This is a genomic window from Paracoccus sp. J55 (assembly GCF_000513975.1).
Lineage (GTDB): Bacteria > Pseudomonadota > Alphaproteobacteria > Rhodobacterales > Rhodobacteraceae > Paracoccus.
The window spans coordinates 25,426-41,445 of the sequence record NZ_AZVA01000006.1; the positions used below are offsets into that span (position 1 = coordinate 25,426).

18 protein-coding genes are annotated in these 16,020 nt (G+C 67.5%); 11 read left to right on the forward strand and 7 right to left on the reverse strand.

What is annotated here, in order from left to right; genetic code table 11:
* The first annotated feature begins 45 nt into the window (after positions 1-45).
* From rpsP to rpmE, 5 genes are read left to right on the forward strand one after another with little or no spacing between them, the layout of a single operon-like run.
* Complete coding sequence (gene rpsP, locus PARJ55_RS0107595; protein ID WP_028712489.1) at positions 46-420, forward strand: 30S ribosomal protein S16; 375 nt, start codon at positions 46-48, stop codon at positions 418-420.
* Positions 420-923 (forward strand): ribosome maturation factor RimM, encoded by a 504-nt coding sequence (gene rimM / locus PARJ55_RS0107600; RefSeq protein WP_028712490.1) that lies wholly within the window; start codon positions 420-422, stop codon positions 921-923. Before rpsP ends, rimM begins: the two co-directional genes overlap by 1 nt.
* The gene (gene trmD / locus PARJ55_RS0107605) at positions 920-1,786 is read left to right on the forward strand and encodes a tRNA (guanosine(37)-N1)-methyltransferase TrmD (RefSeq protein ID WP_028712491.1); all 867 of its coding nucleotides are present in this window, start codon (positions 920-922) and stop codon (positions 1,784-1,786) included. Before rimM ends, trmD begins: the two co-directional genes overlap by 4 nt.
* A 2-nt stretch (positions 1,787-1,788) precedes the next feature.
* Complete coding sequence (gene rplS / locus PARJ55_RS0107610; protein WP_028712492.1) at positions 1,789-2,169, forward strand: 50S ribosomal protein L19; 381 nt, start codon at positions 1,789-1,791, stop codon at positions 2,167-2,169.
* An 11-nt stretch (positions 2,170-2,180) separates the two neighbouring features.
* Positions 2,181-2,402: a 50S ribosomal protein L31 gene (rpmE, locus tag PARJ55_RS0107615; RefSeq protein ID WP_010395846.1), complete on the forward strand. Its 222-nt coding sequence runs from the start codon at positions 2,181-2,183 to the stop codon at positions 2,400-2,402.
* Between the two features lie 120 nt (positions 2,403-2,522).
* Here the strand turns inward: rpmE and PARJ55_RS0107620 are convergent, their stop codons facing one another.
* Positions 2,523-2,729, reverse strand: coding sequence for a hypothetical protein (locus PARJ55_RS0107620; RefSeq protein WP_028712493.1), 207 nt, complete (start codon positions 2,727-2,729; stop codon positions 2,523-2,525).
* Entirely contained in the window at positions 2,726-2,974 is a 249-nt protein-coding gene (locus tag PARJ55_RS0107625; protein WP_028712494.1) for a hypothetical protein, read from the reverse strand. Before PARJ55_RS0107625 ends, PARJ55_RS0107620 begins: the two co-directional genes overlap by 4 nt.
* 269 nt (positions 2,975-3,243) lie before the next feature.
* On the opposite strand from PARJ55_RS0107625, the gene PARJ55_RS0107630 reads away from it, so the two are divergent.
* The 3 genes from PARJ55_RS0107630 (at position 3,244) to PARJ55_RS0107640 (ending at position 8,315) form a co-directional block, all read left to right on the forward strand.
* A complete protein-coding gene (locus tag PARJ55_RS0107630) occupies positions 3,244-4,026 on the forward strand; it encodes a division plane positioning ATPase MipZ (protein ID WP_028712495.1) in 783 nt (260 codons plus the stop codon).
* 69 nt (positions 4,027-4,095) lie between these two features.
* Entirely contained in the window at positions 4,096-5,262 is a 1,167-nt protein-coding gene (locus PARJ55_RS0107635) for an efflux RND transporter periplasmic adaptor subunit (RefSeq protein WP_028712496.1), read from the forward strand.
* A complete protein-coding gene (locus PARJ55_RS0107640) occupies positions 5,259-8,315 on the forward strand; it encodes an efflux RND transporter permease subunit (RefSeq protein ID WP_028712497.1) in 3,057 nt (1,018 codons plus the stop codon). The genes PARJ55_RS0107635 and PARJ55_RS0107640 overlap by 4 nt, the downstream gene beginning before the upstream one ends.
* A gap of 102 nt (positions 8,316-8,417) precedes the next feature.
* Here PARJ55_RS0107640 and PARJ55_RS0107645 read toward each other — a convergent pair whose 3' ends face one another.
* The 5 genes from PARJ55_RS0107645 to PARJ55_RS0107665 all read right to left on the reverse strand — a co-directional run bounded on the left by PARJ55_RS0107645 (position 8,418) and on the right by PARJ55_RS0107665 (position 14,015).
* The gene (locus tag PARJ55_RS0107645; RefSeq protein WP_028712498.1) at positions 8,418-9,722 is read right to left on the reverse strand and encodes a pyruvate dehydrogenase complex dihydrolipoamide acetyltransferase; all 1,305 of its coding nucleotides are present in this window, start codon (positions 9,720-9,722) and stop codon (positions 8,418-8,420) included.
* A gap of 12 nt (positions 9,723-9,734) precedes the next feature.
* On the reverse strand, positions 9,735-11,117 hold the full coding sequence (locus PARJ55_RS0107650; protein ID WP_028712499.1) for a pyruvate dehydrogenase complex E1 component subunit beta: 1,383 nt from the start codon (positions 11,115-11,117) through the stop codon (positions 9,735-9,737).
* 12 nt (positions 11,118-11,129) lie between these two features.
* Positions 11,130-12,161 (reverse strand): pyruvate dehydrogenase (acetyl-transferring) E1 component subunit alpha, encoded by a 1,032-nt coding sequence (pdhA, locus tag PARJ55_RS0107655; RefSeq protein WP_028712500.1) that lies wholly within the window; start codon positions 12,159-12,161, stop codon positions 11,130-11,132.
* 223 nt (positions 12,162-12,384) lie between these two features.
* Positions 12,385-12,678, reverse strand: coding sequence for a septum formation initiator family protein (locus PARJ55_RS0107660; RefSeq protein ID WP_028712501.1), 294 nt, complete (start codon positions 12,676-12,678; stop codon positions 12,385-12,387).
* Positions 12,679-12,713: 35 nt separating this feature from the next.
* Entirely contained in the window at positions 12,714-14,015 is a 1,302-nt protein-coding gene (locus PARJ55_RS0107665; RefSeq protein WP_028712502.1) for an acetylornithine deacetylase/succinyl-diaminopimelate desuccinylase family protein, read from the reverse strand.
* A 104-nt stretch (positions 14,016-14,119) separates the two neighbouring features.
* Here PARJ55_RS0107665 and PARJ55_RS0107670 point away from each other — a divergent pair, with 104 nt between their 5' ends.
* Genes PARJ55_RS0107670 through deoC form a run of 3 tightly spaced genes read left to right on the forward strand, consistent with a single transcriptional unit; the run spans position 14,120 to position 16,019 of the window.
* A complete protein-coding gene (locus PARJ55_RS0107670; RefSeq protein WP_028712503.1) occupies positions 14,120-14,401 on the forward strand; it encodes a hypothetical protein in 282 nt (93 codons plus the stop codon).
* Between the two features lie 10 nt (positions 14,402-14,411).
* A complete protein-coding gene (locus tag PARJ55_RS0107675) occupies positions 14,412-15,071 on the forward strand; it encodes a DUF1523 family protein (protein ID WP_028712504.1) in 660 nt (219 codons plus the stop codon).
* A 3-nt stretch (positions 15,072-15,074) separates the two neighbouring features.
* Positions 15,075-16,019 carry a deoxyribose-phosphate aldolase gene (gene deoC, locus PARJ55_RS0107680; RefSeq protein WP_028712505.1) on the forward strand — a complete coding sequence of 315 codons (945 nt, stop codon included), beginning with the start codon at positions 15,075-15,077 and terminating at the stop codon, positions 16,017-16,019.
* The last annotated feature ends 1 nt before the right edge of the window (position 16,020 follow it).

Consider the following 16,020-nt stretch of genomic DNA (forward strand, 5'->3'; position numbering starts at 1 on the left):
GCTCCGGCGCATCCTGCAACCCCGCCATTCCAAAGGAGAAACGCAATGGCAATGAAAATCCGCCTGGCCCGTGGTGGCTCGAAGAAACGCCCCCATTACGCCATCGTCGCCTCGGACTCGCGCATGCCGCGCGACGGCCGCTTCATCGAGAAGCTGGGCACCTACAACCCGCTCCTGCCCAAGGATTCGGAAGAGCGCATCAAGATGAACCTCGAGCGGGTGCAATACTGGCTGGCCCAGGGCGCGCAGCCGACCGACCGCGTCGCCCGCTTCCTGGAAGCCGCCGGCGTGAAAGAGAAATCCGAGCGCAAGAACCTGAAGAAGGGCGAGCCCGGCAAGGCCGCCAAGGAACGCGCCGAGAAGCGCGCCGCCCGTGAAGCCGCGGCCAACGCCCCGGCCGAAGAAGCCGCTTCGGAATAATGGCCGAGCGGGTCTGCGTCGGCGCGATCGCGGGTGCCTTCGGCGTCCGGGGCGAGGTGAGGCTGAAGAGCTTCACCTCGCAGCCCAACGATATTGCCGCCTATGCCCCGCTTTACACCGAAGACGGCAGCCGCTCGTTCACCGTCCGCCTGACGCGGCCGGTGACGGGCGGGCTTGGCGCCCGGCTGTCGGGCATCGAGACGCGGGAACAGGCCGAGGCGCTGAAGGGCGTCACCCTCTGGGCCGACCGCGACAGGCTTCCGGCGCTGCCGGACGACGAATTCTACCATGCCGACCTGATCGGCCTGTCGGTCTATGACACCGGCGGCGCGCTGCTGGGCAAGGTCCGGGCGATCTACGATCACGGCGCGGGCGATATCCTGGAAATCCACGGCGCCGGCCGCGGGCAGGCGCTGCTTTTGCCCTTTACCCGTGCCTTCGTGCCGACGGTGGACATCGCCGCCGGGCGCATCGTCGCCGACCCGCCGGAAGACCAGGAATGACCGGCGGGGCGATGAAATCCCACGGCCGGCTGTCGATCCGGGCCAGCACGCAGCCGCGCGATCTGATGGCCGAGCCGCAGGTCAGGGGCGCATGGACCGCACAGGTCATCACGCTTTTCCCCGAGGCTTTTCCCGGCGTTCTGGGGCTTTCCCTGACCGGAAGGGCGCTGTCGGAGGGGCTGTGGAACCTGCGCAGCATCGACCTGCGCCCCTTCGGCATCGGCCGCCACCGCAACGTGGACGACACGCCCGCCGGCGGCGGCGCCGGCATGGTGATCCGCCCCGACGTGATGGATGCGGCATTGCGCGAGGCGGGCGGGGACCTGCCGGTGATCTATCTTTCGCCGCGCGGCAGGCCCTTCACCCAGGCGCGGGCGCGGCAACTGGCCAAGGGCCCGGGCATGACCCTGATCTGCGGCCGGTTCGAGGGCGTGGACCAGCGGGTGCTGGACGCCCATGGCATCGAAGAGATCAGCATCGGCGACTATGTCCTGACCGGCGGGGAACTGGCGGCTCAGGTCTTGATCGACGCGACGGTTCGCCTTATACCGCGCGTGCTGGGGAATCAGGAGTCTCTGGCCGAGGAATCCTTTTCCCCGGACCATGGCGGCCTGCTTGAACATCCGCAGTACACGAAGCCCGCCCTTTGGGAAGGCCGCGCGATCCCGGAAGTGCTTTTGTCCGGCAATCACGCGGCTATTGCCAGTTGGCGGCGCGACATGGCCGAAAGGCTTACCAAGGAACGCCGCCCCGACCTGTGGCGGGCATATGAGGAAACTCGTATGGACCCGGCAAAGGACCGACAGCTCTCGGGCGCATCAGACCAATCGCGGGGCTACCGCGAGCATCAAGAGGAACCATAGCGATGAACCTGATCGCCCAGTTGGAAGCCGAGCAGATCGCCGCGCTCGGCAAGGACATCCCCGATTTCAAGGCCGGCGACACCGTCCGCGTCGGCTACAAGGTGACCGAAGGCACCCGCACCCGCGTGCAGAACTACGAAGGCGTGGTCATCTCGCGTAAGGGCGGCGGCATCGGCGCCTCGTTCACCGTGCGCAAGATCTCGTTCGGCGAGGGCGTCGAGCGTGTCTTCCCGCTCTACTCGACCAATATCGACTCGATCACCGTGGTGCGCCGCGGCCGGGTCCGCCGCGCCAAGCTGTATTACCTGCGCGATCGCCGCGGCAAATCGGCCCGTATCGCCGAGGTCAGCAACTACAAGCCCAAAGCCGACGCTCAGGCCTGAGGAGACGCGCCATGAAAGCAGACATCCATCCCGACTATCACCTGATCGAGGTCAAGATGACCGACGGCACCACCTATCAGGTGCGTTCGACCTGGGGCAAGGAAGGCGACACCATGTCGCTGGACATCGACCCGACCTCGCACCCCGCCTGGACCGGCGGCTCGGCCAAGCTGATGGACACCGGCGGCCGCGTGTCGAAGTTCAAGAACAAATACGCCGGCCTGGGCTTCTGATCCCGGACCCGGACCGCAATGCAAACGCCGCCCCAAGGGGCGGCGTTTTTCGTTGGGCGGGCGGTGGGCGGCCCGCTGCCGGCGCGGTGCGAAGGGCCGGATGCGCGCCGGATCGGCGATTCAATAGGCCAGGCCGAAGATCGGCATCCAGACCGGCGCACGCGGGGCCCGGTTCAGCGGCAGGCCGGTCAGCTGGCCGCGGCCGGTGTCGATCACCACGCGGCCGTCGCGATATTCGCGCAGCACCGGACCCTGCGCGCTTTGATGCGCCGACAGGGCGATGGTGGCAAAGCCGCGGTTCGGCTTGGGGAAAATGGCGTGGATCATCGGATCGCTCCTTTCCGGTCGAGGCGATGGATGGCGGTGTCCCAGCGCGACGGGTCGCGGTGGCGCATCAGCTCGCACGCGGTCTCGAAAGGCACGCCGGTGATCAGGCGCAGCGGTATGTCCGAGATGCGATGCGGCCTGCCCGTGCGGCGGTCGATCAGGCTGACCGCATAGCGTGGGGCGGCGGGCATGGCGACCCGCAGCGCATGTTCGGCAAAGGCCGACAGATGGTTCAGCACGGTCATCTCTGGCTCCCTCCCTGGCTGACCCCGCCGGATGACTCCGGCATGGCTATATAACGACATATCTGATCGTATTTTTCAAGATAAATATCGACCAACCAAGTCGTGATGAAAGAATGGCGCCGGAACAGGTGTTTGCGGGGTGCGTGGCCCTGGTCCGGCCCGGCGCGAAAAGGATGCGGCCCCGGCGATTCGCCGGCCTGGGCGCTTTTCATCGCGGCTGTCGCGGCCTATGGTCCGGCCCGTAAGCGGCGGGCATCGCAGGGGGATTCGTGGCGCATATCATCGTCGTCGGCAACGAAAAGGGCGGTTCGGGCAAGTCCACGACCTCGATGCATGTGGCGACCGCGCTGGCGCGCATGGGCCACCGGGTCGGTGCGCTCGATCTGGACGTGCGCCAGCGCAGCTTCGGCCGCTATCTCGAGAACCGCGCCGCCTTCGCGCAACGCGAGGGGCTAGATCTGCCGATGCCGCTGCTGGGCCATCTCCAGCCCGAGATCCCCGGCGGCCCGGACCCGCTGTCGCAGGCGGTCGCGGCGCTGGATGCCGAATGCGACTTCATCCTGCTGGACTGTCCAGGGTCGCATACGAAGCTCAGCCAGATGGCGCATACGCTGGCCGATACGCTGATCACGCCGATGAACGACAGTTTCGTCGATTTCGACCTGCTGGCGCGGCTGTCGCCCGAGGGCAAGATCCTCGGGCCTTCGATCTATGCCGAGATGGTCTGGTCCGCCCGCCAACTGCGCGGCGAGGCGGGGGCGGGGCCGATCGACTGGCTGGTGCTGCGCAACCGGCTGGGTACGCAGGCGATGCACAACAAGCGCAAGGTCGGCGGCGCGCTGGCGAACCTGTCCAGGCGCATCGGCTTCCGCGTGGCGCCCGGTTTTTCCGAGCGGGTGATCTTCCGCGAGCTGTTTCCGCGCGGATTGACGCTTCTCGACCTCAAGGATATCGGCACGGAACAGCTCAGCATGTCCAACATTGCCGCGCGGCAGGAACTGCGCGACCTGATCGGCGAGTTGAACCTACCCGGCGTCAGCGTTTCCTTCTGAAACCCGGCTGGCATTGTTGCCGGGGGCAGGCGCGACTATGTTGCGCCGCAGATTGGTTTGGAGGGGACGATGACGGCAACCTGCCGGATCACCCGGATCGCGATGCTGGCGCTTGCCCTGTCCCTGGGACCGGCCGGCATGGTCATGGCCGAGACCGCGGGCGCGGTCGAGCAGACCGAACTGCCCGTGGTGACGCTGGCCACCGCCGAGCGCAGCTGGATCGAGGCGCGGGTGCCGGTCTCGGGCTCGCTGGTGGCGCGGCAGGAGGTGCAGGTCCATGCCCTCGTCTCGGGGCACGAGATCACCGGCATCGAGGCGGAGGTCGGCGACCGGGTCAAGGCCGGGCAGGTGCTGGCGCGGCTGTCCGAGGACGTGCTGTCGGCGCAGCTGGCCCAGGCCGAGGCCGAATATCAGCGCGCCGAGGCCGGGGTGCGGCAGGCCGAAAGCCAGATCGCCAGCGCCGAGGCCAGCCTGACCCAGGCCGTCGCGGCGCTGGAGCGCACCCGCAGCCTGCGGCAAAGCGGCAATGCCAGCCAGGCGGTGCTGGATCAGGCCATCGCCACCGAGGCTTCGGCGCGGGCGGCCTCTGCCTCGGCCTCGGACGGGCTGGGCGTGGCGCGGGCGGCGCAGGCCCAGGCCGCGGCGGCGCAGCGCATCGCGCGGCTGAACCTGGACCATGCCCGCATCGTCGCGCCGGTCGATGGCGTGGTGGTGGCGCGGACCGCCCGGCGGGGGGCCATTCCCGGCGGCGGCGGCGAGCCGCTGTTCACCCTGATCGCCGGCGGCGAGGTCGAGCTTGAGGCCGACGTGATCGAGACCGCGCTGAGCCAGCTGAAGCCGGGCGATACGGCCGAGATCGCGGTCGCGGGTCTTGGCCGCGTCGAGGGCAAGCTGCGGCTGGTGCCGGCCGCCGTCGATCCGGTGACGCGGCTTGGCCTGGCGCGGATCGCACTGGAACCCGACCCGCGCCTACGTCCGGGACTTTTCGCCAGCGGCTGGATCATCACAGACAGGCGCGAGGCGGTGACCGTGCCCAGCTCGGCCATCCTGGCGGATGCCTCGGGCGAGCGGGTGCAGGTGGTCAAGGACGGCCGGATCGAGGCGCGCGAGGTCCGCACCGGCCTGCTCTGGCAAGGCCGGCGCGAGATCGTCGAGGGCATCGCGGCCGGCGAGACGGTGGTGGCCCGGGCCGGCGCCTTCTTCCGCAGCGGCGACCAGGTGCGGGCGGCGCCATGAACTTCTCGGCCTGGTCCATACGCCATCCGGTGCCGCCCATCGCGATCTTCCTCGTGCTGATGCTGATGGGGTTCTACAGCTTCAGCCGGCTGGCGGTCACGGCCATGCCGAATATCGACCTGCCGCTGGTCAGCGTCGTGGTCAGCCAGCCCGGCGCCGCCCCCAGCGAGCTGACGCGGCAGGTGATCCAGCCCATCGAGGATTCCATCGCCTCGATCACCGGCGTGCGGCACATCACCTCGTCCGCGACCGACAGTTCGGCCCGCATCTATGTCGAATTCGAGCTGGAAACCGATACCGACCGCGCCGTCAACGACGTCAAGGACGCGGTGGCCAATGTCCGCGCCGACCTGCCGGAATCCATCGTCGAGCCGCTGATCCACCGCATCGACGTCAGCGGCATGGCGATCCTGACCTATGCCGTCAGCAATCCCGGCATGAGCATCGAGCAGCTGTCGGATTTCGTCGACGACGTGGTGTCGCGGGACCTGTCCACCGTGCCGGGCGTCGCCAGCATCACCCGCATCGGCGGCGCCGACCGCCAGATCAATGTCGAGCTGGACCCCGACCGCATCATGGCCTTCGGGCTGACGGCTGCCGAGATCTCGGATCAGCTGCGGGCCAAGAACATCGACATGGGCGGCGGCCGGGGCGATCTGGCCGGCACGGAATATTCCATCCGCGCGCTGGGATCGGCGGGCGACGTGGCCCGGCTGGCCGCGACGCCGATCCTGATCGGGGGCGGGCGGACGGTGCGGCTGGACCAGCTGGGCAGCGTCACCGACGGCGCCAGCGAGGAACGCAAGTTCGCGCTGCTCGACGGCCAGCCCGTGGTCGCCTTCGGCGTCTTCCGCGCCAGCGGCGAATCCGATCTGGAGGCCGGCGACGGCACCAAGGCCCGCATCGCCGAGATCGAGGCGCGCAATCCCGGCACCCGCATCACCCTGATCGACGATGCCACGACCTATACCTCGGGCAGCTACCATTCCACGATGGAGACGCTCTACGAGGGCGCGGCGCTGGCGGTGGTGGTGGTGTTCCTGTTCCTGAGGAACTGGCGCGCGACGCTGATCGCCGCCGTGGCGCTGCCCCTGTCGATCATCCCGACCTTCTTCGTCATGCATTGGCTGGGCTTCACGCTGAACGGCATCAGCCTGCTGGCGATCACCCTTGTCACCGGCATCCTGGTCGACGACGCCATCGTCGAGATCGAAAATATCGTGCGGCACATCAACATGGGCGTTCCCGCCTATGAGGCCAGCATGGAGGCCGCGAACGAGATCGGCCTGACCGTCATCGCCATCAGCTTCTCGATCGTCGCGGTCTTTGCCCCGGTCAGCTTCATGGGCGGGATTCCGGGCCAGTATTTCAAGCAATTCGGCTTGACCGTCGCGGTTTCGGTGCTGTTCTCGCTTCTGGTGGCGCGGCTGATCACGCCGATGCTGGCCGCCTATTTCCTGCGCGACAACACCCGCCTGGCCGAGGAGCGCGACGGGCCGGTGCTGCGGACGCTGATGGCGGTGCTGGCCTGGACGCTGCGCCATCGCGGCCTGACGCTGCTGATGGGGCTGGGGGTCTTTGCCGGCTCGATCTTTTCCGCCACGCTGCTGCCGACCGAATTCATCCCGGCCTCGGATGTCGGCCGCAGCCAGATCACCATCGAATTGCCGCCCGGCGCCACGGTGTCGGAAACCGAGGCGGCGGCGCGGATGATCTCGCAGCGCATCGGCGCGGTGCCCGAGGTGCGCTCGGTCTTCGTCAATGGCGGAGAGGACGACGTGGCCAAGGCCAAGCTGATGGTCAATTACGGCCCCAAGGAAGAGCGCGAGCGGTCGAGCTTCGTCATCGAGGACGAGTTGAAGCGCGACCTGTCGCAGGTTCCGGACCTGCGGATCAACTTCCAGAACGAAGAGGGCAATGCCGACCTGCAGGTCTCGGTCCTTGGGGACAGCGAGGAGGGCGCGGCCGAGGCGGCCGAGCGGCTGATGGCGGCGATGAAGACCCTGTCCACGCTGGAGGGGGTCACATCCTCGGCCAGCCTGCAGCGGCCCGAGATCCAGATCCATCCGCGCCCCGAGGTCGCGGCGCAGCTGGGCGTCACCGCCAGCGCGCTGGCGACGACGCTGCGGGTGGCGACGCTGGGCGACACGGAATCGAACCTTGCCAAGTTCAACACCGGCGACAAGCAGATCCCGATCATGGTGCGGCTGGACGAATCGGCCCGGCGCGACCTGATGACGGTGCGCAACCTGCGGGTGCCAAGCTCGGCCGGGCAGGTGCCGCTGGAGGTGGTGGCGGATGTGTCGATCTCGGCCGGGGCGACCGAGATCGGGCGCTACGACCGGCGCTATCGCACCACGGTGTCGGCGAACCTGGCGGGCGGGGCGCTGCTGGGGCCGGTGAACGCGCAGGTCACGGCCTTGCAGAGCCAGGTGGAGCTGCCGGCGGGAACCCAGATCCAGCCCTCGGGCGATGCCGAGATCATGGCCGAGGTGTTCCAGGCCTTCACCGTGGCGATGATCTCGGGCGTGCTGCTGACCTATGTGGTGCTGGTGCTCTTGTTCCACAATTTCGTCACCCCGGTCTCGATCCTGATGTCGCTGCCGCTGGCCATCGGCGGCGCGATCCTGGCGCTGTTCCTGACCGGCAATTCCATCAGCATGGCGGTGGTGATCGGCTTCCTGATGCTGATGGGGATCGTGACCAAGAACGCCATCATGCTGGTGGAATTCGCCGTCAGCTCCATGGACCAGGGCACGGAGAAGCGCGCGGCGATCCTGGATGCGGTGCACAAGCGGGCCCGGCCCATCGTCATGACCACCATCGCCATGACGGCGGGCATGGTGCCCTCGGCCCTCGGCACCGGCGAAGGGGCCGAGTTCAGCTCGCCCATGGCCATCGCGGTGATCGGGGGGCTGCTGCTTTCCACGCTGCTGTCGCTGCTGTTCGTGCCGTCGCTGTTCTCGGTCATTCATGGCGGGCAGGTGCGGGTGGCGCGCTGGCTGCGGCGGCGGATCGGGCTGAACGCGGCGGCGGAGGCGGCGGGCGAGTGAGGCCGCTGCCGGGGGCTTCGCGCCCCCGGACCCCCGCGGGATATTTGGACAAGAAAGAAGAAAGGGGGCCGCCGGCCCCCTTTGCGGTTCATGCTGCCCGGATCAGGCCAGCATGCCCATCGGGTTTTCCAGGTGCTTGACGATGGCTTCCAGCAGCTGGGCGCCGAGGGCGCCGTCGATCACCCGGTGGTCGACCGAGAGGGTCATCGACATGACGTTGCGGACCACCACCTCGCCATTCTCGACCACCGGGGTCTGGATGCCGGCACCGACGGCGAGGATCGCGCCATGCGGCGGGTTGATCACCGCGTCGAAATTCTCGATCCCGAACATGCCGAGGTTGGAGATGGCGAAGCTGCCGCCCTGGTATTCGTGGGGCGCGAGCTTCTTGGTCTTGGCGCGGGTGGCCAGGTCCTTCATCTCGGCCGAGAGGGCGGACAGCGTCTTTTGCTGCGCGTCCTTCAGCACCGGGGTGAAGAGCCCGCCTTCGATCGCCACCGCGACAGCCACGTCCGAATGCTTCAGCTTCAGGATCCGGTCGCCGGCCCAGACCGCGTTCGCATCCGGCACCTCTTGCAGGGCCAGCGCGCAGGCCTTGATGATGAAGTCGTTCACCGACAGCTTCACGCCCCGCGATTCCAGCTGCTTGTTCAGCATGGCGCGGAACTTCATCAGTTCGTCGAGCTTCGCGGACCGGCGCAGGTAGAAATGCGGGATGGTCTGCTTGGCTTCCGACAGGCGCGCGGCGATGGTGCGGCGCATGCCGTCCAGCGCCACCTCCTCGGTCTCGCGGTCGGCATAGATCTTGAGGATGGTTTCCGCGGAGGGGCCGGCGGGGGCTGCGGTCGCCGGGGCGGGAGCGGCGGCTTTCGGGGCATCGGTGGCGGCAGGCTTGGCCGCGCCGGGCTTGGCGCCCTCGACATCCGCCTTGACGATGCGGCCATGCGGGCCGGAGCCCTGGACCGAGGCGAGGTCGATGCCCTTTTCTGCCGCAATGCGCCGCGCCAGGGGCGAGGCGAAGATGCGCCCGCCCTCGGCCGATTTCGGCGCGGCCGGGGCTGGGGCTGCGGCTGCCGCCGGTGCCGGGGCGGCTTCGGCTTTCGTCGCCTCGGGCCTGGCTTCCGCCTTGGGCGCCGGCGCCGCGCCGAGGTCGTCGGCGGATTCGCCCTCCTCCAGCAGCACCGCGATGGGGGTGTTGACCTTGACCCCTGCCGTGCCCTCGGCGATCAGGATCTTGCCCAGCTTGCCTTCGTCGACGGCCTCGAATTCCATCGTGGCCTTGTCGGTCTCGATCTCGGCCAGGATGTCGCCGGATTTGACCTCGTCGCCCTCTTTGACCAGCCATTTGGCCAGCGTGCCCTCTTCCATGGTCGGAGAAAGCGCGGGCATCAGGATTTCTGTCGGCATCTCGCTCGCTCCTTAACGGTAGGTGACTTTCTTGACCGCGGCCACGACCTCGTCCGAGGTGATCAGCGCGTGCTTTTCAAGGTTCGCGGCATAGGGCATGGGCACGTCCTTGCCGGTGCAGTTGATCACCGGCGCGTCGAGATAGTCGAAGGCGTTCTCCATGATATGGGCCGAGAGGTGGTTGCCGATCGAGGCGACCGGGAAGCCTTCCTCCACCGTCACGCAGCGGTTGGTGCGCTTTACCGATTCGATCAGCGTGGCGTAATCGATGGGGCGCAGGGTGCGCAGGTCGATCACCTCGGCCTCAATGCCCTCGGCGGCCAGTTTCTCGGCGGCTTCGAGCGCATGGACCATGCCGATGCCGAAGCTGACCAGGGTCACGTCCTTGCCGGGGCGCACGATCTTGGCCTTGCCGAAGGGGATGGTGAAATCGTCAAGATCCGGCACCTCGAAGCTGCGGCCGTAGAGGATCTCGTTTTCCAGGAAGATCACCGGGTTCGGGTCGCGGATCGCCTGCTTCAGCAGGCCCTTCGCATCGGCCGCCGAATAGGGCATCACCACCTTGAGGCCGGGGATCTGCGCATACCAGGCCGCGTAATCCTGGCTGTGCTGGGCCGCCACGCGCGCGGCGGCGCCGTTCGGGCCGCGGAAGACGATGGGGCAGCCCATCTGGCCGCCGGACATGTAAAGCGTCTTGGCGGCCGAGTTGATGATATGGTCGATGGCCTGCATGGCGAAGTTGAAGGTCATGAACTCGACGATCGGGCGCAGCCCGGCCATGGCGGCGCCGGTGCCGATGCCGGCAAAGCCGATTTCCGAGATCGGCGTGTCCACCACGCGGCGCGGACCGAACTTGTCCAGAAGGCCCTGGCTGATCTTGTAGGCGCCCTGGTATTCGCCGACTTCCTCGCCCATCAGGAAGACGGTCTCGTCGCGGTTCATTTCCTCTTCCATGGCCTCGCGCAGGGCCTCGCGCACGGTCATGGTCTTCATCGGCGTGCCTTCCGGCCAGTCGGGTGACTGGTCCGCGACCGGAGCCGGGGCAGGGGCGGCCGCCTCGGCCGGGGCGGACGGAGCCTCGGCCCTGGCCTCGGCGGGTGCGGCCTCGGCGGGCGCCTCGGCCTTCGGCGCCGGGACGGCATCGGCGGATTCGCCTTCCTCGACCAGCACGGCGATGGGGGTGTTGACCTTGACCCCCTGGGTGCCCTCGGCGATCAGCAGCTTGCCGAGGATGCCCTCCTCGACGGCCTCGAACTCCATCGTGGCCTTGTCGGTCTCGATCTCGGCGAGGATGTCGCCGGATTTCACGCTATCGCCTTCCTTGACCAGCCATTTGGCCAGCGTGCCTTCTTCCATGGTCGGCGACAGGGCGGGCATCAGGATTTCGGTTGCCATGGTTCCCTCCCCTCAGGCGTTCTGTTCCGCGCCGCCCTGCGGCACTTCCTTGGCGTAGATATCGGTCCAGAGCTCTTCCAGCGGCGGCTCGGGGCTTTCCTTGGCGAATTCGGCGGAATCGTTCACGATATCCTTGATTTCCTTGTCGATGGCCTTGAGGTCCTCTTCGGAGGCGTGCTTGCCAGTCAGCAGCAACTCGCGCACATGCTCGATGGCGTCGCGCTCGTCGCGCATCTTCTGCACTTCCTCGCGGGTGCGGTATTTCGCCGGGTCGGACATGGAATGGCCGCGATAGCGATAGGTCATGACTTCGAGGATGTAGGGCCCCTTGCCGGCGCGGCAATGCGCCACGGCCTTCTCGCCCGCGGCCTTGACCGCCAGCACGTCCATGCCGTCCACCTGTTCGCCCTTGATGCCGAAGGATTCGCCGCGGCCGAAGAGCGTGGTCGACTTGGTCGAACGCTTCATCGAGGTGCCCATGGCATACTGGTTGTTCTCGATGACGAAGACCACCGGCAGTTCCCAGAGCTCGGCCATGTTGTAGGTCTCGTAGACCTGGCCCTGGTTCGAGGCGCCGTCGCCGAAATAGACGAAGGTGACATTGTCGTTGCCGAGATACTTGTCGGCGAAGGCCAGGCCGGCACCCAGAGGCACCTGCGCCGCGACGATGCCGTGGCCGCCGTAGAAATGCTTCTCGCGGCTGAACATGTGCATCGAGCCGCCCTTGCCCTTGGAATAGCCGCCGATGCGGCCGGTCAGCTCGGCCATCACGCCGCGGGCTTCCATGCCGCAGGCCAGCATGTGGCCGTGGTCGCGATAGGAGGTGATGCGCTTGTCGCCTTCCTTGGCGGCGGCCTCGAGGCCGACGACGACGGCCTCCTGCCCGATATAGAGATGGCAGAAGCCACCGATCAGGCCCATGCCGTAAAGCTGGCCGGCCTTTTCCTCGAATCGCCGGATCAACAGCATGTCGCGGTAGTATTTGAGCAGTTCGTCCTTGGACACGTTGGACGTGTTCTGCCTGGCTGCGGGCTTTCTGACCATGGGCCTCCTCCTCGGGGCGGGGATAGTTCAGCGTTAAACTAATTCTAGGCGAAGCTTTCGGGGGAAGTAAACCGGACTCGTGCATCCGTCCAGAGGGCAGATGCGGAAAGCCGCTTGCGCCGGGGAAATAGTCGAGCCGCGCAGGGGGCATCGCCGCGTCCTGGGGCGCGGGTGCGGGGGTATTTGGGCAACAGAGAAGGCGCGGCCGATGTTTGCGGGAGGCTCAGCGGATGATGATCTCGTCGGCGCGCACCAGGCCCAGCACGTCGCGGGCGCGTTCGTCCAGCAGGTCGAGGTCGAGATAGTCGTCCGACAGGCGCCGGGTCAGGTTGCGCATCCGGTCCACTTCGGCCTGCAGCTTGTCGCGCTGCTGGACCAGTTCCTGCGTTTCGGCCTGCAGCTGCACCCGCCGCAGGATGCCCGAGGGGCCCTGCACCGCCGCGTAGGCGAAATAGACGCCCAGAAGGATCATCACGACGAAGAAGATGATGGCGCTGATCGACAGGCGTTGGGTCATAGGCTGCTCGGCGGCTGCTCGCTGGTTTCGGGCGATCATGCCACAGGCGCGGGGCGGGGGGAATCCCCCGCGGGGCCGCGCAGGATGTCGTCGAGCACCAGGGCCATGACCCGGGCGGAATCCCGCATATCGTCCACCCCCACCCATTCGTCGGGCTGGTGCGCCAGGTCCAGCACGCCGGGGCCGTAGGCAATGCAGTTTTTCAGCTTGCCGATGCGGTCGATATGTTTCTGGTCGTAGGTGCCGGGGCTGACCACATAGCCGGCCTCGCGGCCCAGCACCCGTTCGATGGCGGCGGCGGTCGAGCGCACCACCGGCGCCTCGCGGTCGGTCATGCTGGGGATCACCTCGAACAGGTCGCGGATTTCATAGGAGAATCCGGGGCGTTGCGCCCTGACCTGTTCGAGCAGCGCGGTGACCTCGCGCTTTACTTCCGAGAGCTCCTCCTCGATCAGGAAGCGGCGGTCGATCACGATGCGGCAGCGGTCGGCGACGCAGGGCGCCGGCAGGCCGGTGAAGTCCGGGCCGTGATCCGGTTCGCCGCCATGGATCGAGTTGATGTTCAGCGTCGAGTTGCGCGCGCCCTCGGGGATCACCGGCATCTGGGTCCGCTTGGTCATCAGCAGCGGGAACAGCGTGCGCTCCATTTCTTCCAGCACCGCGCCCATGTGGCGGATGGCGCTGTCGCCCAGGAAGGGCATCGAGCCGTGGGCGATGCGGCCATGCGTCTCGATCTCGGCCCACCAGACGCCGCGATGGCCCAGGCAGATGCGGTCCTTGTGCAGCGGCTCGGGGATGATGACATGGCCGACATGGGCGAAGGCGCCCTGTTCGGCAAGATAGGCCACGCCGCCGAAACCGCCCGATTCCTCGTCCGCGGTGGCGCTGATCTCGATCTGGCCGGGGTGGTCGGGGTAAAGCGCGATGAAGGCCTCGGCTGCGATGATGCTGGCGGCCAGCCCGCCCTTCATGTCGCAGGCGCCGCGGCCATAGATGCGGCCGCCCTCCAGTTCCGCGGCGAAGGGATCGCGGCTCCAGCCATGGCCGACCTCGACCACGTCGTGATGGCTGTTGAAATGCACGCATTCGCCGGGCGGGCCGCCCCGATGGCGGGCGACCAGGTTCCAGCGCGGAAAGGCCTCGCTGTCGCCGGGCGCGCCATGGGCGCGGATCAGTTCGCAGGCCCAGCCCTGCGGCGCCAGCCGGGCCTGCAGGTATTCGCAGATCTCGCGATAGTTGCGGCCCGGCGGGTTCAACGTCGGGATGCGGATCAGATCCCGGGTCAGGCGGACCAGGTCGTCGCGGCGGTTCTCGATCTCACGGGCAAGCGCGTCCATGGCGCAAGGCTAGGCCGGGCGCGGCGGCGCCGCAATGGGGTCATTGACAGTCGCGGCGCGGGGGCCTTCCATGGGGCAGGCTTTTCGCAACCAGGGTCGGCCCGATGATCGCCTTTCTTCGCCTGATCGGCATGGTCCTGATCGTCGAGCTGATCTTCTATGCGCTGATCTGGATCTATATCCGCAGCCTGCGCCGGGAAGAGCTTGAAAAGGAATGGGATCGCCGCCATCCCGAGCGCGCGGGCCCGTCCCCGGAACGCGCCGAGTTCGTGCGGCGTTCGATGGTGGGCTTCAGCAAGACCCTGCGGGCGCGGCTCGTCGGGCTGGTGCTGGTCCTGCCGGTGGTCGCGATCGTCGTGATCATCGTGATCGTGAACTACAATTGAGGGGGCGCCGATGCGCTGGTTCCTGACCGTCCTTGGGGTGATCTTCGGGATCGCGGTCTTTCTGTTCCTGGATTACACGCTGCCCTCGAAGCAGACGGTCCGCATCACCAACACCTACAACCGGCTGACGGATATCGGCGCGAATGCCTTTTTCTATGCCTCGCCCGATACCGGCACGGTGCAGAACGCCCAGGGCCAGCGCGACGTGCGCTTCATCGACACGGTGCGGCCGAACGGCAAGCCCTATGTCTATCGCAACGAGGATACCGGCTGGATCTGGCCGCCCTATTTCAAATACGACAGCTCGAACCTGCATGCGCAGGCGACGGACCTGCGCTCGACCGCGGCCAATCCCGAATGGGTCAGCGTGACCTCTTACGGCTGGCGCATCGCCTGGCTTTCGGTCTATCCGAACGCCATCTCGATCAAGCCGGTGGCTGGGCCCGAGGTGAAGCCCTTCAACTGGGCGGCGCAGATCATCCTGCTGATCCTGGGGGCGCTCTTGTTCCTGCTCTGGCGCATGTGGAACCAGTTCCGCGAGCGGACCATCGACCCAGCCGTGCGCTCCGCCGATGCGGCCTGGGACCGGCTCGACGCCCGGGCGGACGCGGCCCGCGACCGGGCGCGCGGGCGCATGCGGCGCTGGTGGGACGGGCTGCGGGGGCGCTGAGCCATGGACCGCAAGAATCCCGGCACCGATTTCAGCCTCGACTGGTTCGAGACCATCCAGGTCAACACCCCGGCGGCCGAGCGCCGTGCCGCAAGCCTGACCGCCCGCCGCAGCCTGAAGAAGGAATGGCAGGCGGCCTGGCTGCTGAACGCGGTGCGCTGCATCGACCTGACCACGCTGTCGGGCGACGACACGCCCGACCGTGTGGCGCGGCTGTGCGCCAAGGCGCGCCAGCCGGTCGATGCCGGCCAGTTGGCGGCGCTGGGGGTCGAGCATCTGACCACCGGCGCGGTCTGCGTCTATCCGACCATGGTGGCGGTGGCGAAACGCGCCTTGCAGGGCACGGCGATCCCGGTGGCCTCGGTCGCGACCGGCTTTCCCGCCGGGCTGATGCCGCTCGATCTGCGGCTGGCCGAGATCCGCTATGCATTGGATCAGGGCGCGGATGAGATCGACATCGTGATTTCCCGCGCGCTGGTGCTGCGCGGGGAATGGGCGGCGCTTTACGACGAGATCTGCGAGATGCGCGAGGCTTGCGGCCATGCCCGGATGAAGGCGATCCTGGCGACGGGCGAGCTCAAGACCCTGGGCAATGTCGCCAAGGCCAGCCATGTCGCCATGCAGGCCGGCGCCGATTTCATCAAGACCTCGACCGGGAAGGAGCCGGTGAATGCCACGCTGCCGGTGTCGCTGGTCATGCTGCGCGCGATCCGCGACTATCGCGACCGGACCGGCTTTGCCGTGGGCTTCAAGCCGGCCGGCGGGTTGAAAACCGCCAGGGACGCGCTGAACTGGCAGGTGCTGATGGCCGAGGAACTGGGCCGCGACTGGCTGCGGGCGGATCTGTTCCGCATCGGCGCCAGCTCGCTTCTGGCCGATATCGAGCGGCAGATTTCCCATCACGTCACCGGGCGCTACGCTGCCGCCCATCGTCTGGCCGCGGGGTGAA

Coding starts and splice junctions, on each gene's coding strand:
- rpsP (WP_028712489.1), top strand. CDS start 46: ATGGCAATGAAAATCCGCCTGGCCCGTGGTGGCTCGAAGAAACGCCCC.
- rimM (WP_028712490.1), top strand. CDS start 420: ATGGCCGAGCGGGTCTGCGTCGGCGCGATCGCGGGTGCCTTCGGCGTC.
- trmD (WP_028712491.1), top strand. CDS start 920: ATGACCGGCGGGGCGATGAAATCCCACGGCCGGCTGTCGATCCGGGCC.
- rplS (WP_028712492.1), top strand. CDS start 1,789: ATGAACCTGATCGCCCAGTTGGAAGCCGAGCAGATCGCCGCGCTCGGC.
- rpmE (WP_010395846.1), top strand. CDS start 2,181: ATGAAAGCAGACATCCATCCCGACTATCACCTGATCGAGGTCAAGATG.
- PARJ55_RS0107620 (WP_028712493.1), bottom strand. CDS start 2,729: ATGATCCACGCCATTTTCCCCAAGCCGAACCGCGGCTTTGCCACCATC.
- PARJ55_RS0107625 (WP_028712494.1), bottom strand. CDS start 2,974: ATGACCGTGCTGAACCATCTGTCGGCCTTTGCCGAACATGCGCTGCGG.
- PARJ55_RS0107635 (WP_028712496.1), top strand. CDS start 4,096: ATGACGGCAACCTGCCGGATCACCCGGATCGCGATGCTGGCGCTTGCC.
- PARJ55_RS0107640 (WP_028712497.1), top strand. CDS start 5,259: ATGAACTTCTCGGCCTGGTCCATACGCCATCCGGTGCCGCCCATCGCG.
- PARJ55_RS0107645 (WP_028712498.1), bottom strand. CDS start 9,722: ATGCCGACAGAAATCCTGATGCCCGCGCTTTCTCCGACCATGGAAGAG.
- PARJ55_RS0107650 (WP_028712499.1), bottom strand. CDS start 11,117: ATGGCAACCGAAATCCTGATGCCCGCCCTGTCGCCGACCATGGAAGAA.
- pdhA (WP_028712500.1), bottom strand. CDS start 12,161: ATGGTCAGAAAGCCCGCAGCCAGGCAGAACACGTCCAACGTGTCCAAG.
- PARJ55_RS0107660 (WP_028712501.1), bottom strand. CDS start 12,678: ATGACCCAACGCCTGTCGATCAGCGCCATCATCTTCTTCGTCGTGATG.
- PARJ55_RS0107665 (WP_028712502.1), bottom strand. CDS start 14,015: ATGGACGCGCTTGCCCGTGAGATCGAGAACCGCCGCGACGACCTGGTC.
- PARJ55_RS0107670 (WP_028712503.1), top strand. CDS start 14,120: ATGATCGCCTTTCTTCGCCTGATCGGCATGGTCCTGATCGTCGAGCTG.
- PARJ55_RS0107675 (WP_028712504.1), top strand. CDS start 14,412: ATGCGCTGGTTCCTGACCGTCCTTGGGGTGATCTTCGGGATCGCGGTC.
- deoC (WP_028712505.1), top strand. CDS start 15,075: ATGGACCGCAAGAATCCCGGCACCGATTTCAGCCTCGACTGGTTCGAG.